At 71.1% G+C, this 21071-nt stretch carries 22 protein-coding genes; 10 read left to right on the plus strand and 12 right to left on the minus strand.

Going from position 1 to position 21071, the window contains the following annotated elements:
• Positions 1-17: 17 nt before the first annotated feature.
• On the minus strand, positions 18-2336 hold the full coding sequence (locus HQN59_RS02225; protein ID WP_176065617.1) for an NADP-dependent malic enzyme: 2319 nt from the start codon (positions 2334-2336) through the stop codon (positions 18-20).
• Between the two features lie 119 nt (positions 2337-2455).
• Between HQN59_RS02225 and thiL the strand changes: the two genes are divergently transcribed.
• From thiL to HQN59_RS25925, 3 genes are read left to right on the plus strand one after another with little or no spacing between them, the layout of a single operon-like run.
• On the plus strand, positions 2456-3415 hold the full coding sequence (thiL, locus tag HQN59_RS02230; RefSeq protein WP_176065619.1) for a thiamine-phosphate kinase: 960 nt from the start codon (positions 2456-2458) through the stop codon (positions 3413-3415).
• Positions 3416-3460: 45 nt separating this feature from the next.
• Positions 3461-4027, plus strand: coding sequence for a phosphatidylglycerophosphatase A family protein (locus tag HQN59_RS25920; protein ID WP_246294632.1), 567 nt, complete (start codon positions 3461-3463; stop codon positions 4025-4027).
• On the plus strand, positions 4024-4512 hold the full coding sequence (locus HQN59_RS25925) for a CinA family protein (protein WP_342451094.1): 489 nt from the start codon (positions 4024-4026) through the stop codon (positions 4510-4512). Before HQN59_RS25920 ends, HQN59_RS25925 begins: the two co-directional genes overlap by 4 nt.
• An 84-nt stretch (positions 4513-4596) precedes the next feature.
• On the opposite strand, the gene holA is transcribed toward HQN59_RS25925, so the two are convergent.
• The 3 genes from holA to leuS are packed head-to-tail and all read right to left on the minus strand — an operon-like array spanning position 4597 to position 8851.
• Complete coding sequence (gene holA, locus HQN59_RS02240; RefSeq protein ID WP_176065621.1) at positions 4597-5694, minus strand: DNA polymerase III subunit delta; 1098 nt, start codon at positions 5692-5694, stop codon at positions 4597-4599.
• Between the two features lie 11 nt (positions 5695-5705).
• The gene (locus tag HQN59_RS02245) at positions 5706-6209 is read right to left on the minus strand and encodes an LPS-assembly lipoprotein LptE (protein WP_176065623.1); all 504 of its coding nucleotides are present in this window, start codon (positions 6207-6209) and stop codon (positions 5706-5708) included.
• Complete coding sequence (gene leuS, locus HQN59_RS02250; RefSeq protein ID WP_176065625.1) at positions 6206-8851, minus strand: leucine--tRNA ligase; 2646 nt, start codon at positions 8849-8851, stop codon at positions 6206-6208. The genes HQN59_RS02245 and leuS overlap by 4 nt, the downstream gene beginning before the upstream one ends.
• A 168-nt stretch (positions 8852-9019) precedes the next feature.
• Between leuS and HQN59_RS02255 the strand changes: the two genes are divergently transcribed.
• Genes HQN59_RS02255 through HQN59_RS02265 form a run of 3 tightly spaced genes read left to right on the plus strand, consistent with a single transcriptional unit; the run spans position 9020 to position 11636 of the window.
• Positions 9020-9889, plus strand: a complete 870-nt coding sequence (locus tag HQN59_RS02255; protein ID WP_176065627.1) for a DNA ligase — start codon at positions 9020-9022, stop codon at positions 9887-9889.
• Positions 9890-9940: 51 nt separating this feature from the next.
• The gene (locus HQN59_RS02260; protein ID WP_176065629.1) at positions 9941-10654 is read left to right on the plus strand and encodes a DUF1415 family protein; all 714 of its coding nucleotides are present in this window, start codon (positions 9941-9943) and stop codon (positions 10652-10654) included.
• Positions 10647-11636, plus strand: coding sequence for a threo-3-hydroxy-L-aspartate ammonia-lyase (locus tag HQN59_RS02265; RefSeq protein ID WP_176065631.1), 990 nt, complete (start codon positions 10647-10649; stop codon positions 11634-11636). The genes HQN59_RS02260 and HQN59_RS02265 overlap by 8 nt, the downstream gene beginning before the upstream one ends.
• A 12-nt stretch (positions 11637-11648) precedes the next feature.
• On the opposite strand, the gene HQN59_RS02270 is transcribed toward HQN59_RS02265, so the two are convergent.
• Genes HQN59_RS02270 through HQN59_RS02285 form a run of 4 tightly spaced genes read right to left on the minus strand, consistent with a single transcriptional unit; the run spans position 11649 to position 14152 of the window.
• Positions 11649-12074, minus strand: coding sequence for an ExbD/TolR family protein (locus HQN59_RS02270; protein WP_176065632.1), 426 nt, complete (start codon positions 12072-12074; stop codon positions 11649-11651).
• A 13-nt stretch (positions 12075-12087) separates the two neighbouring features.
• Positions 12088-12744 carry a MotA/TolQ/ExbB proton channel family protein gene (locus HQN59_RS02275; RefSeq protein ID WP_342451095.1) on the minus strand — a complete coding sequence of 219 codons (657 nt, stop codon included), beginning with the start codon at positions 12742-12744 and terminating at the stop codon, positions 12088-12090.
• The gene (gene dapB / locus HQN59_RS02280; protein WP_176065634.1) at positions 12741-13607 is read right to left on the minus strand and encodes a 4-hydroxy-tetrahydrodipicolinate reductase; all 867 of its coding nucleotides are present in this window, start codon (positions 13605-13607) and stop codon (positions 12741-12743) included. Before dapB ends, HQN59_RS02275 begins: the two co-directional genes overlap by 4 nt.
• On the minus strand, positions 13604-14152 hold the full coding sequence (locus HQN59_RS02285; RefSeq protein ID WP_176065636.1) for an outer membrane protein assembly factor BamE: 549 nt from the start codon (positions 14150-14152) through the stop codon (positions 13604-13606). Before HQN59_RS02285 ends, dapB begins: the two co-directional genes overlap by 4 nt.
• A 119-nt stretch (positions 14153-14271) precedes the next feature.
• On the opposite strand from HQN59_RS02285, the gene fur reads away from it, so the two are divergent.
• A complete protein-coding gene (gene fur / locus HQN59_RS02290; protein ID WP_176065638.1) occupies positions 14272-14703 on the plus strand; it encodes a ferric iron uptake transcriptional regulator in 432 nt (143 codons plus the stop codon).
• Positions 14704-14764: 61 nt separating this feature from the next.
• Here fur and hprK read toward each other — a convergent pair whose 3' ends face one another.
• The 3 genes from hprK to hpf form a co-directional block, all read right to left on the minus strand.
• Positions 14765-15712, minus strand: coding sequence for an HPr(Ser) kinase/phosphatase (gene hprK, locus HQN59_RS02295; RefSeq protein WP_176065640.1), 948 nt, complete (start codon positions 15710-15712; stop codon positions 14765-14767).
• Between the two features lie 43 nt (positions 15713-15755).
• Positions 15756-16226 carry a PTS sugar transporter subunit IIA gene (locus HQN59_RS02300; RefSeq protein WP_176065642.1) on the minus strand — a complete coding sequence of 157 codons (471 nt, stop codon included), beginning with the start codon at positions 16224-16226 and terminating at the stop codon, positions 15756-15758.
• 193 nt (positions 16227-16419) lie between these two features.
• Entirely contained in the window at positions 16420-16761 is a 342-nt protein-coding gene (gene hpf / locus HQN59_RS02305) for a ribosome hibernation-promoting factor, HPF/YfiA family (protein WP_176065644.1), read from the minus strand.
• Positions 16762-17163: 402 nt separating this feature from the next.
• Between hpf and corA the strand changes: the two genes are divergently transcribed.
• The 3 genes from corA (at position 17164) to HQN59_RS02320 (ending at position 20145) form a co-directional block, all read left to right on the plus strand.
• Positions 17164-18126, plus strand: a complete 963-nt coding sequence (corA, locus tag HQN59_RS02310) for a magnesium/cobalt transporter CorA (RefSeq protein ID WP_176065646.1) — start codon at positions 17164-17166, stop codon at positions 18124-18126.
• A gap of 634 nt (positions 18127-18760) precedes the next feature.
• On the plus strand, positions 18761-19639 hold the full coding sequence (locus HQN59_RS02315; protein WP_176065648.1) for a ferritin family protein: 879 nt from the start codon (positions 18761-18763) through the stop codon (positions 19637-19639).
• A 29-nt stretch (positions 19640-19668) separates the two neighbouring features.
• Positions 19669-20145 (plus strand): adenylyltransferase/cytidyltransferase family protein, encoded by a 477-nt coding sequence (locus tag HQN59_RS02320; RefSeq protein ID WP_176065650.1) that lies wholly within the window; start codon positions 19669-19671, stop codon positions 20143-20145.
• 12 nt (positions 20146-20157) lie between these two features.
• On the opposite strand, the gene HQN59_RS02325 is transcribed toward HQN59_RS02320, so the two are convergent.
• The gene (locus HQN59_RS02325; RefSeq protein WP_176065652.1) at positions 20158-21063 is read right to left on the minus strand and encodes a DMT family transporter; all 906 of its coding nucleotides are present in this window, start codon (positions 21061-21063) and stop codon (positions 20158-20160) included.
• Between the last annotated feature and the right edge of the window lie 8 nt (positions 21064-21071).

Genomic DNA, 21071 nt, shown 5'->3' on the forward strand with positions numbered 1-21071 from the left:
GCGCCTGCCGGAACGCGTCAGCGCACCGCGTTGGCGTCGGCCACCGTGAGCGCCGTCATGTTGACGATGCGCCGCACCGTCGCCGAGGGCGTCAGGATGTGCACCGGCAGCGCTGCACCGAGCAGCACCGGGCCGATCGCGATGCCGCCGCCTGCGGCGGTCTTGAGCAGGTTGTACGAGATGTTGGCCGCGTCGATGTTCGGCAACACCAGCAGGTTGGCCTCGCCTTCGAAGCCGGTGTCGGGCATCAGCTGCTGGCGATACGGACCGCTGAGCGCGGTGTCGCCGTGCATCTCGCCGTCGACCTGCAGCCAGGGCGCCTCCTCGCGCAGGATGCCGAGCGCCTCGCGCATCTTCAGCGCCGACGGCTGGTTGCTCGAGCCGTAGTTGCTGTGCGAGAGCAGCGCCGCCTTGGGCTCGAGGCCGAAGCGCTTCATCTCCTCGGCCGCCATCACGGTGATCTCGGCGATCTGCGCGGCGGTCGGGTCGTAGTTGACGTGCGTGTCGACCAGCATCACCTGGCGGTTCGGCAGGATCAGGCCGTTCATGCACGCGTACGTCTTGGCGCCTTCGCGCAAACCGATCACCTGGTCGATGTAGTGCAGGTGCATCGCGGTCGTGCCCCACGTCCCGCAGAGCAGGCCGTCGACCTCGCCGGTCTTGAGCAGCATCGAGCCGATCAGCGTGAGGCGGCGCCGCATCTCGATCTTGGCGAGTTGCGCCGTCACGCCCTTGCGCGCGGTCATGCGGTGGTAGGTCTGCCAGTAGTCGCGGAAGCGGTGATCGTTCTCGGTGTTGACGAGGTCGTAGTCGGTGCCGGCCGCGAGGCGCAGGCCGAACTTCTGGATCCGCTGCGCGATCACTTCGGGGCGCCCGATCAGCGTCGGCCGCGCCAGCTTCTCGTCGACGATCACCTGCACCGCACGCAGCACGCGCTCCTCCTCGCCCTCGGCGTAGGCGACGCGCTTGTGCTCGGCGACCTTGGCCATCGCGAAGATCGGCCGCATCGTGCTGCCCGACGCGTAGACGAACGCCTGCAGGCGCGCCCGGTAGGCGTCGAAGTCCTCGATCGGCCGCGACGCGACGCCCGAGTCGGCGGCCGCCTTGGCGACCGCCGGCGCGATCCGCATCATGAGGCGCGGGTCGAACGGCTTCGGGATCAGGTAGTCGGGACCGAAGCTGAGCGCCGCACCGGCGTAGGCGGCGGCCACGACCTCGCTCTGCTCGGCCTGCGCGAGCTCGGCGATCGCGTGCACCGCGGCGATCTCCATCTCGACGCTGATCGTCGTCGCGCCGCAGTCGAGCGCGCCGCGAAAGATGTACGGGAAGCAGAGGACGTTGTTGATCTGGTTCGGGTAGTCGGTGCGGCCGGTCGCGATCAGCGCGTCGGCGCGCACCTCCATCACCTCTTCCGGAAGGATCTCGGGCGTCGGGTTGGCGAGCGCGAAGATCATGGGGTTGGGCGCCATGGTCTTGACCATGTGCTGCTTCAGCACGCCCGCGGCCGAAAGGCCGAGGAAGATGTCGGCCCCGGCGATCACGTCGGCCAGCGTGCGGTGCTCGGTCTTCTGGGCGAAGAACTGCTTGTCCTCGTCCATCAGCTCGGTACGGCCCTCGTAGACCACGCCGGCGAGGTCGGTCACCCAGATGTTCTCGCGCGGCAGCCCGAGCTTGACCAGGAGGCCGAGGCAAGCCAGCGCGGCGGCGCCCGCGCCCGAGGTCACCAGCTTGACGTTGCGGATGTCCTTGCCCGAGACCTTGAGCGCGTTGAGGACGCCTGCGCCGACCACGATCGCGGTGCCGTGCTGGTCGTCGTGGAAGACCGGGATCTTCATGCGCTTGCGCAGGGCGCGCTCGACGTAGAAGCAGTCCGGCGCCTTGATGTCCTCCAGGTTGATCCCGCCGAAGGTCGGCTCGAGCGCGGCGATCAGGTCGATCAGCTTGTCGAGGTTCTTCTCGTTGACCTCGATGTCGAACACGTCGATGCCGGCGAACTTCTTGAAGAGGACGCCCTTGCCTTCCATCACCGGCTTGGCGGCAAGCGGGCCGATGTCGCCGAGGCCGAGCACCGCGGTGCCGTTGGTGACGACGCCGACCAGGTTGCCGCGCGACGTGTAGCGGAACGCGTTGGCCGGGTCGGCGACGATCTCCTCGCACGGGGCGGCCACGCCCGGCGAGTAGGCGAGCGCGAGGTCGCGCTGGTTGGTGAGCTGCTTGGTCGCCGAGATGGCGACCTTTCCGGGCGTCGGATGCTCGTGGTAGTACAGCGCGGCACGCCGGAGCTCGGCGATCTTGTGCTCGACCTGGGTCTCGTCGCGGGGTTCGGCGTTCGGCATGTGGTTCTCGAGAGATCGTCGTCGGCGGCTCGGCCGGAGCCGAGGTGAGCCGATTCATTGTAGAAGTCGCTCCGCAGCAGGCTGAGTGCCCGACCCGCCCCCGGATAATCCCGCCGACCATGGGCGAGTTCGAGTTGATCCGGCGCTTCTTCACGCGCCCGACGCGGCGCGCCGCGCTGGGGGTCGGCGACGACTGCGCGCTGCTCGCGCCGGCGCCCGGCATGCAGCTGGCGGTGTCGAGCGACCTGCTGCTCGAAGGCCGCCACTTCGTCTCGACGGTCGCGCCCGAGCGGCTCGGCCACAAGGCGCTCGCGGTGAACCTGAGCGACCTTGCCGCCTGCGGCGCGGCGCCGCTCGGCTTCACGCTCGCGCTCGCGCTGCCGCAGGTCGATGCAGGCTTCCTCGAGGGCTTCGCGCGCGGCCTTTTCGCACTCGCCGACGCCCACGACTGCGAGCTCGTCGGCGGCGACACCACGCGCGGGCCGCTCGCCATCTGCATCACCGTGTTCGGCGAGGTACCGCCGGGCCGGGCGCTGCTGCGCTCCGGTGCGCGCCCCGGCGACGACGTGTGGGTGAGCGGATCGTCGCTCGGCGATGCGCGCCTCGCGCTCGAGGTGTTGCGCGGCACCCGTGCGCTCGACGGAAGCGACTTCGAGACGACCCGGCGTGCGCTCGAGCGGCCGATGCCGCGGGTGGCGCTCGGCCTGGCGCTGCGCGGCATCGCGACGAGCGCGATCGACCTCTCGGACGGCCTCGTCGGCGATCTTGGCCACGTGCTCGCCGCATCCGGCGTCGGCGCGACGCTCGAGCTCGACGCGCTGCCGCGCAGCGCGATCCTGCGTGCGCAGCCGCCCGAGGTGCAGCGCGCGTGCGTGCTCGCGGGCGGCGACGACTACGAACTGGCGTTCAGTGCGCCACCGCGCGCGGCCGACCGCGTGACCGAAGCGGCGGCCGCTGCGGCAACGCCGGTCGCACGCATCGGCCGCGTCGACGCCGCGCCCGGCTTGCGCGTGCTCGACGGCGATGGCCACGAGGTCGCCGCCGGCCTGCGTTCGTTCGACCATTTCACGACCGCGTGAGCGGCGCGCGCCGAGAATCTGTCGAACCGTCCCCGCACGACCTCCATGCCGCTGCTCAGCCGCGCTCCTGCCGAACCGGCGCCGAACCCCGCGCCGTTGCCGCGCCCACGTCGACCCGATGCGCGCTTCACCTTCGGCCATCCGGCGCACGCGATCGCGCTCGGCTTCGGCAGCGGACTCTCGCCGGTGGCGCCCGGGACCGCCGGCACGCTGTGGGCATGGCTGGTCTTCGTCGTGCTGCAGCCGTACCTGTCCGACCTGCAGTGGGCCGCCCTCGTCGTCGCCTCGCTGGCGGTTGGCTGGTGGGCCTGCACGGTCGCGGCGCGCCACCTCGGCGTCGCCGATCCGGGCTCGATCGTCTGGGACGAGGTCGTCGCGTTCTGGATCGTGCTGTGGCTGGTCACGCCGGCGAGCCTGCCGACGCAGTTCGTCGTGTTCGTCCTGTTCCGCATCTTCGACGCCGTCAAGCCGGGCCCGGTCGCCTGGGCCGACCGGCTGTTCAAGGCGCGCGGCAGCACCATCGGCTGGGCCCAGGGCTTCGGCATCCTGTTCGACGACCTGGTGGCGGCCGGCTGCACCGTGCTGCTGGTTGCCGTGTGGCGCTTCTGGTGAACGACGTCGACGCCATCGTCGTGGCGCTCGGCCGCGCCCTCGTCGCGCGCGGCGCGATGCTCGCCACCGCCGAGTCGTGCACCGGCGGCCTTGTGGCCGCCGCGTGCACCGCGGTCGCCGGCTCGAGCGCATGGTTCGAGCGCGGCTTCGTCACCTACTCGAACGCCGCCAAGAGCGAATCGCTCGGCGTGGCGCCGGAACTGATCGCGGCGCACGGCGCGGTCAGCGCCGAAGTGGCGGGTGCGATGGCTGCCGGCGCGCTCGCGCGTTCCCACGCGACGCTCGCCGCCGCGGTGACCGGCATCGCAGGGCCGGGCGGCGCGACGCCCGGCAAGCCGGTCGGCACGGTGTGGATCGCGTGGGCGGGACGTGGCGAAGCGCCGGTCGCCGAGCTGCTGCAGCTGTCCGGCGATCGCACGGCGATTCGCGGCGAGACGGTTCGGGTGGTGCTGGATCGGCTCGTCGCGGCTGCGACCGCGGCGTAGGCGCGAGCGCCTGCGGTCTTCGCCACCTCCCTTCCGCAGCGGGGCGCCGGGGCCCACCGAGCAGCCGGCAGCGGCGCCCGACCGTCAGGCGCGCAGCGCCAGCCGCGTCGTCGCGCGCGGCGCCTGCGGCACCAGGCGCTCGGCGAGCATGAGCACCAGCCGGCGCAGCGCCTGCCACGGGTCGTCGGGCCAATCCGGATGCTTGAGGCCCTTGACGATGCCGTCGCAGACGTGTGCCGCCGCGAGCAGGGGGCCGAGCGCCTCGTTGCCGAGCAGGCCGATCGCGCGTTCGAAGAGGCGCTCCTTGGCACCCCAGACGCGCACTTCGCGCAGGGCGAGCGGCAGCGGCTTGCCCGCATCGAGCGCATCGCGCACGCGCTTGAGGCCGCGGATGTCCTCCGCGAGCGTCCAGTGCACCAGCACCGCCGCCTCGCCTTCGGCCTCGAGGCCGTCGAGCATGCGAAGCGCGCGCGCCACCTGGCCGGCGAGCACCGCCTCGCCGAGCTTGAAGACGTCGTAGCGCGCGACGTTCAGCACCGCGGCCTCGATCTCGTCGAAGCCGAGCTCGCCCGGCGGGTAGAGCAGGCCGAGCTTCTGCACCTCCTGGTGCGCGGCGAGCAGATTGCCTTCGACGCGGTCGGCAAAGAAGGCGAGCGCGCGCTGCCCGTCGGCGCCGGCGGGTACGCGCTGGCCTTGTGCCGCGAGGCGCTGCGCGATCCAGGTCGGCAGCGCCGGCCGCTCGATCGTCTGGATCGGCACCGTGACGCCGGCGGCGTCGAGCGCGCCGAACCACGCCGAGCCCTGCTGCGAGCGGTCGAGGCGCGGCAGCTGGATCAGCGTGACGACCTCGAGCTCGCCGGCGGCGGCCTGCACGTTGGCGGCGTAGCGCTGCAGCGCCTCCGAGCCGTCCTTGCCGGGCTTGCCCGACGGAATGCGGATCTCGATGAGCTGCCGATCGGCGAAGAGGCTGCGCGCCTGCGCGGCGCCGAGCAGCGAGCTCCAGTCGAAGTGGGCGCCGGCAACGACGTGGACCTGCCGCTCGGTGCAGCCGGCGGCTCGCGCGGCCGCGCGGACCTCGTCGCACGCCTCCTGCGCGAGCAGCGCCTCGTCGCCCCACACGGTGTAGAGCGCACGCAAGCCGCGCCCGAGGTGACCGGCGAGCTGCGCCGCGCCGACCTGCATCCCGGCAGGCCCTAGGGCGCCGACACCGCCGCGAGGCGGCGCAGCACCTGCGAGACGATGTCGGTCTGCATGGCACGAAAGAGCAGCTCTTCCTCGCGCTCCTTGGCCAGCGCCGCCGCCTCGACATAGCTCATGTCGCGCCGCAGCACGATCTCGGCGTCGGGGATGAGCTCGCGGCCGTCGGGGGTCGACAGGCGAAAGCGCAGCCGCGCGCGCAGCTGGATCTCGCGCACCTGCGCCGCGGCGCTGGTCGCGATGACGCTGCGCTCGCGCTCGTCGGCGAGCGCGTGCAGCACCACTTGCGCCTGCCCGGCGCTTTCGACGACCTGGGTGGTCGGCGTCGCATCGATGGCGGCCTTCAGCTCGGCAGCCAGCGGCGAGCGCACCGGAAAGCCGGTGAGCTGGATGGTGCGAAAGCGCAGCTCGGGCGGGCGCTTGAGCTGGAACCCGCAGCCCGCAGCCGCGAGGCCCGCCGCGGCGAGCGCCGCACCGAGCAGCGCGCGGCGAGCCGTCATAGGACGATGTTGACGAGCCGGCCGGGCACCACCACCACGCGCTTGGCGTGGCGGCCTTCGGCGAAGCGCGCGAATTCGGGGCTCGCGAGCGCGGCCGCCTCGATCGCGTGCTTGCTGGTATTGGCCGGGACGCGGATCGCGCCGCGCAGCTTGCCGTTGACCTGCAGCACGAGCTCGATCTCGTCCTGGTGCAGCGCCTGCTCGTCGACCTCGGGCCACGCTGCGTCGAGCAGCCCGCCGAGCTCGATCTCGTAGCCGAGCTCGCGCCACAGCACCCAGGTGGTGTGCGGGCACACCGGATAGAGCACGCGCAGCAGGATGCCGAAGCCCTCGCGCAGCGCCGCGCCGTCGGCGTCGGCCGCCGCGGCGTGCGTCTCGAGCGCGTTGAGCAGCTTCATCGCCCCCGACACGACGGTGTTGTATTGCATCCGCTCGTAGTCGTAGCTCACCTGGCGCAGCGCGCCGTGCACCTCGAAGCGCAGCGTCTTGGCGGCGCTGGTCCAGCGCACCGGTGCCGGCGCGGCGCGCGTGCCGTGCACCGACTTGGCGGCGAACTTCCAGACCCGGCGCAGGAACCGGTTGGCGCCTTCGACGCCGGCGTCGTTCCACTCGAGCGTCTGCTCGGGGGGCGCGGCGAACATGACGAACAGGCGCGCGGTGTCGGCGCCGTAGCGCTCGATCAGCGTCTGCGGGTCGACGCCGTTGCGCTCGGTCTTGCCCATCTTGACGACGCCGCCGTACTCGACCCGGCTGCCGTCGCGCCAGGTGCCGCCGGTGATCTGGCCGTTCGCATCGTGCGTCGGCGTCACCTCGTCGGGCGGGAAGTACTCGATGCCGCCCTGTGGCGTCGGGCGCGAGAACACGTGGTTGAGCACCATGCCCTGCGTCAGCAGGCGCGTGAACGGCTCGTCGAAGTCGACGAGCCCGGTGTCGCGCATCGCCTTGGTCCAGAAGCGCGCGTACAGCAGGTGCAGGATCGCGTGCTCGATGCCGCCGATGTACTGGTCCATCGGCATCCAGTAGGCGGTGCCGCCACCGACCATGGCGGCGTCGTTCGAGGCGTCGCAGTAGCGCATGAAGTACCACGAGCTGTCGACGAAGGTGTCCATCGTGTCGGTCTCGCGCCGCGCCGGGCGGGCGCAGCGCGGGCAGGCGACGTTCACGAACGCGGCGTGCCTGGCGAGAGGGTTGCCGGAGCCGTCGGGGATCAGGTCCTCCGGCAGGACCACCGGCAGGTCCTTCTCCGGAATCGGCACGGTGCCGCACGTCTCGCAGTGGATGATCGGGATCGGCGTGCCCCAGTAGCGCTGTCGGCTGATGCCCCAGTCGCGCAGGCGCCAGGTGGTGGTCTTGCCGCCGAGGCCCTTGTGCTCGAGCGCGGCGGCGATCGCGTCGACCGCGAGGCGGTGGCTGAGCCCGCTGTAGACGTCGGAGTTGATCGTGACGGCACGCTCCTTGTCGGCGTACCAGTCCTGCCAGTGGTCGTACGAGAAGTGCTCCCCGTCGACGTGGATCACCTGCAGCAGGTCGATGCCGTAGCGCTTGGCGAACGCGAAGTCGCGCTCGTCGTGCGCCGGTACGCCCATCACCGCGCCGTCGCCGTAGCTCATGAGCACGTAGTTGCCGACCCAGACCGGGATCTTCTCGTGGCTCAAGGGGTGCTCGACGTAGAGGCCGGTCGCGACGCCCTTCTTCTCCTGCGTCGCGAGCGCGGCCTCGTTGGTCGCGCCGGCGCGGCATTCCTCGATGAACGCGGCGACCTCGGGGTTGGCGAGCGCCGCGTGCTGGGCCAGCGGATGCTCCGGCGCCACCGCGCAGAAGGTGACGCCCATGATCGTGTCGGCGCGTGTCGTGAAGACGTAGAGGCGGCCTTGCGCCGGCAGGCTGCTGCCTTTGGTGGCGCGGTGCGCGGCGTTGAGCGGATCGTTGAGGTCGTAGGGGAACGCGAAGCGCACGCCCTCGCTCTTGCCGATCCAGTTCTCCTGCATCACCTTCACGCGCTCGGGCCAGCCGGGCAGCTTGGCGAGGTCGCCGAGCAGCTCATCGGCGTAGCGCGTGATCGCGAGGTAGTAACCGGGGATCTCGCGCTTTTCGACGATCGCGCCCGAGCGCCAGCCGCGGCCCTCGACCACCTGTTCGTTGGCGAGCACGGTCTGGTCGACCGGATCCCAGTTGACGATCTGGGTGCGGCGCTCGGCAATGCCGGCCTCGAGCATCTTCAGGAAGAACCACTGGTTCCACTTGTAGTACTCGGGCGCGCAGGTCGCGACCTCGCGGCTCCAGTCGATGGCCAGACCCATCGCCTGCATCTGCGCCTTCATGGCGGCGATGTTGTCGTAGGTCCACTTCGCGGGCGGGACCTTGTTCGCGATCGCCGCGTTCTCGGCCGGCAGGCCGAAGGCGTCCCACCCCATCGGCATCAGCACGTTCATGCCCTGCATGCGCAGCTGGCGCGCGAGCATGTCGTTAATGGTGTAGTTGCGCACGTGGCCCATGTGCAGCCGTCCGCTCGGGTACGGCAGCATCGAGCACGCGTAGAACTTGGGCTTGGCCTCGTCCTCGGTCACGCGGTAGGCGTCCGCCGCGCTCCAGGCGGCCTGCGCGCTGCGCTCGATGTCACTCGGGTTGAAGTCGGGGTTCATCGATCGCGCACTCGCTGGAGAAGGGTTGCGATTATAGAAAGGGGGTCCCCTTCGGCCGGGGTGACGCGCGCGCCGCGGGCCCCCCGACGGGTGCGGCACCCGAGCGGAGGTCGCGTGGCGCGGGCAGCCCGACGACCATGGCGCATCCTTGGTGCCGCGAGAGGCGTGATGCGTTCCGAAACCCTGCTCGACCGCCGACGCTGGCTGTTCGCCGGCATCGCCCTCCAGGTGCCGAAGGCCGCTTCGGCGGCTGCACCGCCCGCCACCGCTGCCGACCTCGTCCTCGCGAACGTGTGGGACCCGCGGCGCGATCCCGCACGCTGCCTGGTGAGCGAGAAGTACGACGGCGTGCGCGCGCTGTGGGACGGCACCGGGTTGCGCCATCGCAGCGGCCGGCCCCTTGCGGCGCCGGCCTGGTTCACCGCGGGCCTGCCGGCCGAGCCGCTCGACGGCGAGCTGTGGATGGGGCGGCGCCGCTTCGACCGCCTGTCGGCCGTCGTGCGCCGGCACACCCCCGACGATGCCGGGTGGCGCAGCGTGCGTTACCTCGTCTTCGAGCTGCCGAACGGCGCTGGAACGTTCGCCGAGCGCGCCGCCCGCATCGCCACCCTCGTCGCCGCCACGCGCCTGGCGCACGTCGAAGCGGTGGCGCAGCGGCGCGTCGCCGATCCGGGCGCCTTGCAGCGCCTGCTCGACGCCACGGTCGCAGCCGGCGGCGAGGGCCTGATGCTGCACGACGCCGCAGCACCGTACGTTCGCGGGCGCAGCGACGCGCTCTCCAAGCTCAAGCCCTACCTCGACGCCGAGGCGGTGGTCGTCGGCCATCGCGGCGGGCGCGGGCGCCTCGCCGGCGAGGTCGGCGCGCTCGTCGTGCGGGCACCCGACGGCCGCACCTTCCGCGTCGGCAGCGGCCTCGGCGACGCCCTGCGCCGCGACCCGCCGCCGCTCGGCAGCGTCGTCACCTACCGCTACCGCGACCTCACGCCGGGCGGGCTGCCGCGTTTTGCGACGCTGCTGCGGCGCGCCGAAGCGATGTAGTCTCGGCCGACCTCCACCCCCGGCGCGCGACGACCTGCCGCCCGCAGCACCATGAACCCTGCAGCCGACGTCGACCCGGCGCGCGTCGAAGCCGAAACTCGCGCCTGGGTGCGCCGCGCGGTGATCGGGCTGGGCCTGTGCCCCTTCGCTGGCGCAGCGGATGCGCGCGGGCTCGTGCGCTACGTCGTCAGCGACGCGCGCGACATCGACGCGCTGCTCGACGACCTGGTCGCCGAGATTCATCGCATCGCGGACGCCGACCCGTCGTCGCTCGAAACCACGCTGCTGATCCACCCGCACGTGCTGAACGACTTCGACGACTACAACGACTTCCTCGACATCGCCGACGCCGCGCTCGACGAACTCGACCTCACCGGCGAGCTGCAGGTCGCGAGCTTCCACCCCGACTACCGCTTCGCCGACACCGACGAGGACGACGTCACCAACGCGAGCAACCGCTCGCCGTACCCGCTGCTGCAGCTGCTGCGCGAGGCGAGCATCGAGCGCGCCATCGACAGCGGCCTCGACACCGACGCCGTGGTCGAGGCCAACCTCGAGACGCTCGAGCGCCTGGGCCACCCGGGCTGGGATGCGCTGAAGGCGGCGTTTCGGCGCGACGCCGAGCTCGAGCTGCAGGGCACCCGCGGCAGCGCCGGCGGGTCCGACCTGCCGCCCGCCGGACTGGACGGCGGCGGGTGTTCGGGCCCGCTCGCGCCGACGCCGCCGTCGGGTTCCGGTGGCGATGCGGGTTCGCGTGATGGCTGACGGCGCCGCGCTCCCGCTCACCTTCGCCGACGTCACGGCCGCCGCGGCGCGCCTGCGCGGCGTCGCCCATCGCACCCCGGTGCTGCATTCGCGCACGCTCGACGCACTCGTCGGCGCCGAGGTCTACCTCAAGGCCGAGAACTTCCAGCGCATGGGCGCGTTCAAGTTCCGCGGCGGCTACAACGCCGTGAACGTGCTGAGCGACGCCCAGCGCGCCCGCGGCGTCGTCGCGTTCTCGTCGGGCAACCACGCGCAGGCGGTCGCGCTCGCCGCGCGCCTGCACGGCTGCCCGGCGACGATCCTGATGCCGAGCGACGCCCCGCCGCTGAAGCTGGCGGCGACGCGCGGCTACGGCGCCGAGGTGATCGTCTACGACCGCTACCGCGACGATCGCGCGGCACTCGCCGAGGCGCTCGCCGCCGAGCGTGGCGCGGTCGAGATCCCGCCGTACGACCACCTGCCCGTGATGGCCGGGCAGGGCACCGTCGCGCTCGAGCTGATCGAGGAGGTCGGCGCACTCGACGCCATGATCGTCTGCGCCGGCGGCGGCGGGTTCCTTTCGGGCTGTGCGGTTGCTGCCCGCCATCTGGTGCCGTCGATCCGCCTGTACGGCGCCGAGCCCGAACGCGGCAACGACATGCAGCAGTCGCTGCGGCGCGGCGAGATCGTCCGCATCGACGTTCCGCGCACGATCTGCGACGGCCAGCAGTCGCAGTCGGTCGGCCGCTGGCCGTTCGCGGTGATCCGCGAGCTCGTCACCGACGTGCTGACGGCAAGTGACCCGGCAGTGGTCGAGGCGATGCGCTTCGCGTTCGAGCGCCTCAAGATCGTCCTCGAGCCGTCGGGTGCGTGCGCGCTCGCCGCGCTGATGACGAACGCCGCGGCGTTTCGGGGTCAGCGCGTCGGCGTGACGCTGTCGGGCGGCAATGTCGACAGCGCGCGCTTCTGCGCGCTTCTGAGCGGGGCCGAGCGCGTCGACTGAGGCGTCGGCGCCTCAGCGCGCCGGCGCGACCGGCTCGGCGACGAAGCCGATGCGCGTGAGACCCGCCTTCTGCACCAGCCCGATCAGCTCGGCGACGCGGCCGTAGGGCACGCCGCGGTCGGCGCGCAGCTGCACCTCGGTCTGCGGGTTGCGGCGCGCGGCGTCGCCGACGCGCGCGGCGAACGTCGCCTCGTCGACCTTCTCGTCGCCGAAGAAATACTGGCCGGTTGCATCGAGCGCGACCGAGATGAACTGCGGCGTGTCGCTCGGCTGCGCGGCATCGGTCTTGGGCAGGTCGAGCTTGAGGCTCGACGTCATCAACGGCGCCGTGATCATGAAGATCACCAGCAGCACCAGCATGACGTCGATCAGCGGCGTCATGTTGATGTCGCTCATCGGCGACGCCGCGCGGGTGCGTTCGAGGCGACCGAAGGCCATCGGCTGACGGCGTTCAGGCGGCCGCGCCGCCGTCGATGATCATCTCGCGCAGGTCGTGCGCGAACCCCTCGAGCTCGGCTTCGCTCGCGGCCACCCACTTGTTGAACACGTTGTAGGCGAGCACCGCGGGGATCGCGACCGCGAGACCGGCGGCGGTCATCACCAGCGCCTCGCCGACCGGGCCCGAGACGCGCTCGATCGTGATCGCGCCCGCGCTCGAGATGCTGACCAGCGCGTGGTAGATGCCCCAGACCGTGCCGAACAGGCCGATGAAGGGCGCGGTGCTGCCGATCGACGCGAGCAGCACCTGACCGAACTGCAACTGGCCCAGCACGCCGTGCAGCGCGTCGCGCAAGCGCCGCGTGAGCTGCGAGTCGGTGTGGCCCTGCGCCTCGAGGGTGCCGCCGGCGGGGGTCGCCAGTGCCGCGGCGAGCAGCGGCGTCAGCACGGTCTCGCGGTCGAAGGCGGCCAGGCGCTCGCGGCCGGCGTCCATCGACGGCGCGGCCCAGAACGCCGGCACCGCCCGCTGCAGGTCGCGGCTGACCCGGCGCAGCAGCCAACCCTTCCAGAAGATGACGACCCAGGCGCTCACCGACATCAGCAGCAGGAGCACCGCCACGCTGCGCGTGATCGCGTCGCCTTGCGCCCAGAAGTTGCCGAGACCGCTCACGCGGAGACCTCGGCCGCCGCGATGCCGAGCACGTCGTCCATGCCGAAGAGCCCGTTCGCTCGGCCGGCGAGGAAGCGCACCGCGCGCAGGCTCCCCTGCGCGTAGGTGGCGCGGCTGCTCGACTTGTGGGTGATCTCGATGCGCTCGCCGTCGCCGGCGAACAGCACGGTGTGGTCGCCGACGATGTCGCCGCCGCGAATCGACGAGAAGCCGATCGTCGAGCGGGCGCGCTCGCCGCGGTCGGGCGCGCTGTAGCCGTCGCGCGCGTACACCGCGCACTCCTTCAGGTCGCGGCCGAGCGCGGCGGCGACCACCTCGCCCATCTTGAGCGCGGTGCCGCTGGGAGCGTCGATCTTGTGACGGTGGTGTGCCTCGATGACCTCGACGTCGTAGCCGTCGCCGAGCGCCTTGGCGGCCATTGCGAGGAGCTTGAGCACCACGTTCACGCCGACGCTCATGTTGGGCGCCATGACGATCGCGACGTCGCGGGCAAACTCGGCGATCTGCGCCTTTTCCGCTTCGTCGAAGCCGGTGGTGCCGATCACCGCCTTGACGCCGAGCTCGCGGCAGACGCCCAAGTGGGCAAGCGTGCCGGCCGGGCGCGTGAAGTCGATCAGCGTGTCGGCGCTCTGGAGGCCGGCGCGGATGTCGTCGGTGATCGTCGGCCCCGGCACGTCGCCAAGAAAGGCCGTGGCGCGCTGGCCGACGCTGGGCCCGGCGATGTCGAGCGCGCCGGTGAGCCGGAGGTCGGGGCTCGCGACGATCGCCTCGATCAGCATCCGGCCCATCCGGCCCGACGCGCCGGCGACCGCGACGCGGAGCGGCCTGGGATGTTCGGGAGCGGGCGGCGCCGTGCCGCTCATGGGCGCGACTCGAGCGGGGGGTAGCTGCGCGCCGGCGCGGAAGCCGGGGCGGAGGCGCTCGGCGCCGCGGCGGGCGGCGGCAGTGCCTTCAGCTGCGCCTCGGTGAGCTCGAGCGGGGGCGCGTTGCGGGCGGTCTTGAAGGTGTCGATCGAGGCGACGAACTCGCGCTCGGCGGGCAGCTCGCCGCCGCTGTCGATGCTGGCGAGACGGTCGTTCTCGAACAGCGCGACCACGCGGCGCAGCTGCGGCTCGGCACCCTGGCGGCGGATGGTGAACACGTAGTCCCAGCGGTTGGCGTGGAACACGTCGGTGAGCAGCGGCGAGCCGAGCACGTCGCGCACCTCGGCGCGCGTCATGCCGGGCTTGACGGCCTGGGCCATCTCGCGCGTGATCACGTTGCCTTGCACCACCTCGAGGCGGTACGGGGTGATGACGCCGAGGAAGTTGTCGCTCGACTGCAGCGACTGGCACCCGCCGAGCGCGAGCAGGGCAAGCATCGCGGCGGCCGCGACGCCGCGGAAGAAGGGAACGGGGCGGGAGGGCATGGGTGTTGTCGCGGGCACGTGCAGCAGCGGCGCCAACCTCGATATGATCGAACGATTCTAGCGGCGGCCTCTCGCGGTCGCCCCGCCCATGCGGCGGCCCTCCGGGGTCGCCCCGCCACATGACCCACGCCGACGAACTGAAGAACAGCGGGCTCAAGGCCACGCTGCCCCGGATCAAGGTGCTCGAGGTCTTCCAGAAAACCGCCGAGCGCCACATGAGCGCCGAGGACGTGTTCCGCGTCCTCCTTGCCGAGCACGCCGACGTCGGACTGGCCACCGTCTACCGCGTGCTGATGCAGTTCGAGCAGGCCGGCATCCTGTCGCGCCACCACTTCGAGAGCGGCAAGGCGGTGTTCGAGCTCAACCAGGGCCAGCACCACGACCACCTCGTGTGCGTCGATTGCGGGCGGGTCGAGGAGTTCTTCGACAACGAGATCGAACGCCGTCAGCGCAGCATCGCGCAGGCGCGCGGCTTCGAGCTGCAGGACCACGCGCTCGCGCTGTACGCGGTCTGCACGAAGAAGAACTGCCCGCATCGGGTCAAGACCTGAGTCCCCGGCGCCGCCGTGGCGCCCTCCCGCACGCGGCGGCCGCCGCACCGCCCCGCGCTTGCTAGTCGCGCTTGGCGATCGCCTTGTTGTGCCGGTCGACGAACTCGCGATAAGTGTCGATGCCGCGCAGCTGCAGGATGGTGTTGCGCACCGCCGCCTCGACCAGCACCGCCAGGTTGCGTCCCGCATCGACCGCGATGACCGTCTTTCGCACCGGGACGCCGAGGATGTCTTCGCTCAGCGGCTCGTACGGCAGGCGCTCGAACTCGCGGTCCATGGTGTCCTTGCGAACCAGGTGCACGATCAGCTTGAGACGCATCTTCCGGCGCACAGCGGTCTCGCCGAAGATGGCCTTGATGTCCAAGAGGCCGATGCCGCGCACCTCGAGCAGGTTGAGCAGCAGTTCCGGGCAGCGCCCCTCGAGCGCGGTCTGCGACACCCGGTAGACGTCGACCGCGTCGTCGGCGACGAGGCCGTGACCGCGCGAGATCAGCTCGAGCCCGAGCTCGCTCTTGCCGAGCCCCGATTCGCCGGTCAGCAGCACGCCCAGCCCGAGGATGTCCATGAACACGCCGTGGCGGGTGGTGCGCTCGGCGAAGTGCTGCGACAGGTAGCCGCGCACCACGTCGATCACGTGTCCCGCCGACTCGTCGGTGACGAACAGCGGGATGTCGGCGCGGTCGCACATCTGCACCAGCCGATCGGTCGGCGTCTGTGCGTCGGCGACGATCAGCACCGGCGGGTCGAGCGTGATGATGCGGGCGATCCGGCTTTCCATCAGCTCGGGCGCCGAGCGGAGGTAGGCGACTTCTCGGCGACCGACGATCTGGATCCGGTTCGGGTGGATGTAGTTGAGGTAGCCGACCAGGTCGGCCGACGACTGCGCCTCGCTCACGACGGCGTCGTCGAAATGGCGCTCCGGGTGGGCGTGGCCGGCGATCCACTCCCAGCGCAGCGACTGGCGGTGTTCCTCGAACAGCGCCTCGGCGCTGATGGCGGTCGGCTTCACGACGCCCCGTGCAGCAAGGCCGCGCGCACGGCGGGCCGGCCGCTCAGGCGACCGAGCGCAGCGGTTCCCAATTGGCGATGAGTCGGTGCACCGCCTCCGCGTCGCCATCGACCTTGAGGCGCTCGCGCAGCTCGCGGTCCGACAGCATCTCGGCGATCTCGGACAGGATCTCGAGGTGGCGCTGGGTGGCCGCTTCCGGCACCAGCAGGAAGATCATCAGGCTGACCGGCTCATCGTCCGGCGCGTCGAAGGCGATGGCGCGCTGCACACGCAGCACCGCCGCGAGCGGGTTCTTGAGGCCCTTGATGCGGCCGTGCGGGATCGCGACTCCGTGACCAAGGCCGGTCGAGCCGAGCCGTTCGCGGGCGAACAGGTTGTCGGTGACGGTCGCGCGGGCGATCGCGTGGTGGTTCTCGAACAGCAGCCCGGCGAGTTCGAACGCCCGCTTCTTGCTCGTGGCGTCGGCGTCGACGACCACGTTGGTCGTCGGCAGGATGGCGGCAATACGATTCATCGCGATAGCCGCGCGCGACGGACGGATGGCCCGCGGCGGCCGGCGGCTGAGTAACGGTCCGCGGATTATGGAGTTCCGCGCCCGGCCGTGCCCGTGGTCGGGAAGGCGAGACGCCGAACGGCGCCGCGCCCCCTGCGGCGAACGTCACCGAACGGCCGGCCGCGGAGCGCGCAGCTCCTGCGGCGGCGGCCCGTCAGCTCAGCATCGCGTCGGTGCGTTTGACCGACTCGTGATGATGGTCTTGCACCTTGCTCTTGTGGCGCACGACCTGGCGATCGAGCTTGTCGATCAGCTGGTCGATCGATGCGTAGAGATCTTCGCTGGAGTGCTCGACGAAGATGTCCTTGCCCTTCACGTGAAGCGTGACCTCGGCTTTCTGGCGCCGGTCCTTCTCGCTGAGCTTCTCGACCGACAGGATCACGTTGATGTCGACGACCTGATCGAAGTGGCGTGTGACCCGTTCCATCTTGGTGAGCACGTATTCGCGCAGGGCCGGGGTGACATCGAGGTGGTGACCGCTGATCGTCAGGTTCATGAGAAGTCCTTCTTCCAGGGTGGACACGAGCGCCGCGGGAGCGGCGCCGGCGGCGGCAACTGCCCGCGCGCCAGGGGGTCCGAGTCAGTGTGCACAGGTTCGTTCCGGGTGACAAGGCACGGCTTGGCACCGCCGGCGAATGCCTACGCCGACGCGGCGGGTTGTCCGATCGGGGGCTTGCCCCGCCGGCAGAGCACGCCCGGCCGTGTGCCGATGCAATAATCCGCGCCTCGAATAATCGGATTCGATCGTTGGACAAGCCACCCCCTCGGTGACCGTCCACTCCAGGTCCGGCGCGCGTCGCGGTTGATCCGGGCGCGGCCCCGGGGTGTGGCGGTCCCCCTGCCCTGACACCCCGGCGCTCGCAGGCACCCTGGCCTGCGGCATGGCCTCGGAGAGCGCATGCTGAACGTGTTCACGCTGGCCAACGGCCGGCTGTTTCAGGAAGAGATCGAAAGCCTCGACGCACTGTCGCGCGTGACGCCGGTGTGGGTCGACCTCGACGCGCCGACCGCCGAGGAGAAGGGCTGGATCGCGCACCACTTCGGCGTGACGATCCCGACCGACGCGGTGGACGACGACCTGGAGGAGTCCGCCCGCTTCTACGAAGAGGACAACGGCGAGCTGCACATCCGCTCGGACTTCCTCATCGACGACGGCGACAAGCCGCGCAACGTGCGGGTCGCGTTCATCCTGCACCACAACGTGCTGTTCTCGGTGCACGAGGAAGACCTGCCGGTGTTCCGCCTCCTGCGCCTGCGCGCGCGCCGCATCCCGGCGCTCATCGAGGACGCCAAGGACGTGCTGCTCAAGCTTTACGATGCCGACGCCGAGTACTCGGCCGACGCGCTCGAGGGCATCTACGACAGCCTCGAGGCGGTGAGCGCCCGCGTGCTGAAGGAGAAGGTCAACGACCAGGTCGCCGGCGAGGCGCTGTCGGCGATCGCGCGCGAGGAAGACCTGAACGGCCGCATCCGCCGCAACGTCATGGACACGCGTCGCGCGCTCAGCTTCATGATGCGTAGCCGCATGCTCAATGCCGAGCAGTTCGACGAGGCGCGCCAGATCCTGCGCGACATGGACTCGCTCGACAGCCACAGCACCTTCCTGTTCGACAAGGTGAACTTCCTGATGAACGCGACGGTCGGCTTCATCAACATCAACCAGAACAACATCATCAAGATCTTTTCGGTGGCCAGCGTCGCGCTGCTCCCGCCGACGCTGATCGCGAGCATCTACGGGATGAACTTCCGCTTCATGCCCGAGCTCGACTGGGCGCTCGGCTACCCGTTCGCGCTGGGTCTGATGCTGATGTCGGTGGCGGCGCCGTTCATCTACTTCCGGCGCAAGGGCTGGCTGCGCTGAGCGAGCGCAACGTCCCGGCCGGTCGAACCCACCAGGGGGTCCGGCCGCCGGGAACACGCGGCGGCTCGCGGTGAGCCGCCGGTGCCGAAGACAAGACGTCGCGGAGCGCCTCCGGAGGAAGGAGGAGGGAGGAGGGAGGAGGAGAATGCCCCCCGGAGATTTCAGCCGGTGTTCGGCCGGCTCCGCAACGAAACCGTTCCGACCGGGAGCCGTCGGCGCCGCGATCGAACCTCTATGACGCCGCGCCGCGGTGCGAGTTCCGTCCGAGTTCCGCACGCGCCGAAAAAAGTGGCTGGCGCCGTCGACCGGCGCCGTTGGAGCGAGGTCAGACCTGGTACCGATGCGCAGCTGCGCAGCCGCTCCTCGTCTCGATCGAACGCTCACAGCCCGCGTCAGGGCTCGCGGTGCGACGCATCGATCAAGGCGCGCGCCTTGGCGCGCTCGCTTCGGGCGCTGCCGTTCCGCCTGCCCCGAGCCGCCGCGACGTCCATTCGGCTCCGCCGCGCGGTTTGACCGATCGGCGGCCGAATCTTGGGGTTTCCTCCGCTGCATGCCCGCCGCAGACGGCATGCCGGCTGACAGACCCCCCTTGCGCGCCGCCACTACACTGCCGCGTCCCAGGAACCCCAGCCCGATGATCTATCCCGACCTTTTCAAGCAGCTCGAAGCCGTGCGCTGGAACATGGACCGCGACATTCCATGGGATCAGTTCGACGCGAGCCGACTCAGCGAGGAGCAGGCGCAGACCATCAAGATGAACGCCATCACCGAGTGGGCGGCATTGCCGGCCACCGAGATGTTCCTGCGCGACAACCGCAACGACAGCGACTTCAGCGCCTTCATCAGCGTCTGGTTCTTCGAGGAGCAGAAGCACTCGCTCGTGCTGATGGAATACCTGCGGCGCTTCCGGCCCGACCTGGTGCCGACCGAGGCCGAACTCCACGAGGTGCGCTTCGAGTTCGACCCGGCGCCCCCGCTCGAGACGCTGATGCTGCATTTTTGTGGCGAGATCCGTCTCAACCACTGGTACCGGCGCGCTGCCGAGTGGCACGCCGAGCCGGTCATCAAGGCCATCTACGAGACGCTGGCGCGCGACGAGGCACGCCACGGCGGCGCCTACCTGCGCTACATGAAGCGCGCGCTGCAGACCTCGGGCGACGAGGCACGGGCCGCGTTCGCCAAGGTCGGCGTGCTGATGGCGAGCGCGCGTCGCACCGCGCAGGCGCTGCACCCGACCAACCTGCACGTGAACAGCAGCCTGTTCCCGCGCGACACGGTGCAGAGCCGCCTGCCGGACCCGGAATGGCTCGAGCAGTGGCTCGACTCCCAGATCGCGTTCGACACGACCTGGGAGAACAAGGTGGTCGATCGCATCCTGCACAACCTGGGCCTGCTGTTCGGACGCAGCTTCGCCAGCGTGCAGGAGCTCAACCGCTATCGCAAGGAGATCACCGGCCGGCTCACGGCTGCCGCGACGTCGGCGCCGCCGGAAGGCCTGCCGGCGACCGCCTGACGCTGTCGGTTGCGAGGACGCCGCTCGCCGTGAGCCCGGGCTTCCTCGACAAGCTCTGCCCGCGCGCGGACGCCGCGGCGCGCGTCGAGCGCCTGCCGCGCCCGGTCGTTTTCACGAACGGGGTGTTCGACATCCTGCATCGCGGCCACGTGAGCTATCTCGCCGAGGCACGCAGCCTGGGCGCGAGCCTGGTGATCGGGCTCAACAGCGACGTGTCGGCGCGCCGTCTCGGCAAGGCGCCCGACCGCCCGCTCAACGGCGAGGTGGACCGTGCGGTGGTGCTCGCCGCCCTCGAGAGCGTGAGCCTGGTGACGCTGTTCGACGAGCCGACGCCGGTCGCGCTGCTGAGCGAGGTGCGCGCCGACTGGTACGTCAAGGGCGGCGACTACGACATCGAGACGCTTGCCGAGACGCGCGCGGTGCGCAGCTGGGGGGGTGACGCGCGCGCGCTCGGCTTCGTCGAGGGCTACTCGACCACGGCGCTGGTCGCGCGCATCCGCGGCTGAGCCGCGCCGGCGTCAGCGCCGGTTCACGAGGTAAATCCCGGCGGCGACGGTCGCGAGGCCGAGCACCAGCCGGCCGGTGAGCGGTTCGCCGAGCAGCAGGACGCCCAGCACGAGCCCGAACATCGGCGTCAGCATCGTGAACGACGCGAGCCGGGTCGCCGGGTAATGGCGCATCAGCCAGAACCACAGCAGGTAGCTCGCGAACGTGACCACGACCACCTGGAACGCCAGCGAGGTCCAGGCCAACGCCGACAGCTGCAGCGGCAGCGGCCCCGCGGTCGCGACCGCGCCGGCGCCGAGCAGCACACCCGAGACCGCGAGCTGGTAGAGCAGCGTCTTCTCGGCCGACGCGTGCGTCAGCGCCGAGCCGCGCACCGCAAGCGTCGTGGCCCCCCAAAGCGCCCCGCCGAGCAGGCCGAGCGCGTCGCCGATCCACTGGTCGGGCGCGACCGCCGGTCGCGTGAAGCCCTCGGCGAAGGCGGCGGCGATCCCGGCGAAGGCGACGACCAGGCCGCCGAACTGCAGCGGCGTCAGGCGTTCGGCGCGCGCGACCAGCGGCATGCCGAGAGCCACCACGAACGGGGCGGCGTAGATGAAGACGATCATCCGCGACGCGCTGGTGTATTGCAGGCCCAGGAAGATGCAGGCGAACTCGGCGGCGAACAGGGTGCCGGCGAGCAGCCCGCCGGCCAACGTGCGGTCCTGCTCGAACAGCGCGATGCCCCGGACGCGCGCCCACAGCCACACCAGCAGCGCTCCGCCGACCGAGCGGGCCGCGGCCTGCCAGAGCGCGGGGATCTCCGGCAGCGCCCATTTGGCGGCGACCTGGTTGAGACCCCAAAGGAAGCAGCAGAGCACCAGCAGCGTGCTGGCGAGAGTGTCGAGATGCGGCTTGCGGTTCGGCGGGTCGGCGGGCATGCGGGCGA

The organism is Rhizobacter koreensis, from assembly GCF_013366375.1.
Classification (GTDB): domain Bacteria; phylum Pseudomonadota; class Gammaproteobacteria; order Burkholderiales; family Burkholderiaceae_C; genus Schlegelella_A; species Schlegelella_A koreensis.

What these genes read in the sequence shown, in the direction of transcription:
- HQN59_RS02300 (WP_176065642.1), bottom strand. Translation starts at nt 16,226, where the DNA reads ATGAATCGTATTGCCGCCATCCTGCCGACGACCAACGTGGTCGTCGAC.
- HQN59_RS02260 (WP_176065629.1), top strand. Translation starts at nt 9,941, where the DNA reads ATGAACCCTGCAGCCGACGTCGACCCGGCGCGCGTCGAAGCCGAAACT.
- HQN59_RS25920 (WP_246294632.1), top strand. Translation starts at nt 3,461, where the DNA reads ATGCCGCTGCTCAGCCGCGCTCCTGCCGAACCGGCGCCGAACCCCGCG.
- HQN59_RS02225 (WP_176065617.1), bottom strand. Translation starts at nt 2,336, where the DNA reads ATGCCGAACGCCGAACCCCGCGACGAGACCCAGGTCGAGCACAAGATC.
- HQN59_RS02285 (WP_176065636.1), bottom strand. Translation starts at nt 14,152, where the DNA reads ATGCCCTCCCGCCCCGTTCCCTTCTTCCGCGGCGTCGCGGCCGCCGCG.
- HQN59_RS02255 (WP_176065627.1), top strand. Translation starts at nt 9,020, where the DNA reads ATGCGTTCCGAAACCCTGCTCGACCGCCGACGCTGGCTGTTCGCCGGC.
- dapB (WP_176065634.1), bottom strand. Translation starts at nt 13,607, where the DNA reads ATGAGCGGCACGGCGCCGCCCGCTCCCGAACATCCCAGGCCGCTCCGC.
- thiL (WP_176065619.1), top strand. Translation starts at nt 2,456, where the DNA reads ATGGGCGAGTTCGAGTTGATCCGGCGCTTCTTCACGCGCCCGACGCGG.
- leuS (WP_176065625.1), bottom strand. Translation starts at nt 8,851, where the DNA reads ATGAACCCCGACTTCAACCCGAGTGACATCGAGCGCAGCGCGCAGGCC.
- HQN59_RS02265 (WP_176065631.1), top strand. Translation starts at nt 10,647, where the DNA reads ATGGCTGACGGCGCCGCGCTCCCGCTCACCTTCGCCGACGTCACGGCC.
- HQN59_RS02245 (WP_176065623.1), bottom strand. Translation starts at nt 6,209, where the DNA reads ATGACGGCTCGCCGCGCGCTGCTCGGTGCGGCGCTCGCCGCGGCGGGC.
- holA (WP_176065621.1), bottom strand. Translation starts at nt 5,694, where the DNA reads ATGCAGGTCGGCGCGGCGCAGCTCGCCGGTCACCTCGGGCGCGGCTTG.
- HQN59_RS02315 (WP_176065648.1), top strand. Translation starts at nt 18,761, where the DNA reads ATGATCTATCCCGACCTTTTCAAGCAGCTCGAAGCCGTGCGCTGGAAC.
- fur (WP_176065638.1), top strand. Translation starts at nt 14,272, where the DNA reads ATGACCCACGCCGACGAACTGAAGAACAGCGGGCTCAAGGCCACGCTG.
- hpf (WP_176065644.1), bottom strand. Translation starts at nt 16,761, where the DNA reads ATGAACCTGACGATCAGCGGTCACCACCTCGATGTCACCCCGGCCCTG.
- HQN59_RS02270 (WP_176065632.1), bottom strand. Translation starts at nt 12,074, where the DNA reads ATGGCCTTCGGTCGCCTCGAACGCACCCGCGCGGCGTCGCCGATGAGC.
- HQN59_RS02325 (WP_176065652.1), bottom strand. Translation starts at nt 21,063, where the DNA reads ATGCCCGCCGACCCGCCGAACCGCAAGCCGCATCTCGACACTCTCGCC.
- corA (WP_176065646.1), top strand. Translation starts at nt 17,164, where the DNA reads ATGCTGAACGTGTTCACGCTGGCCAACGGCCGGCTGTTTCAGGAAGAG.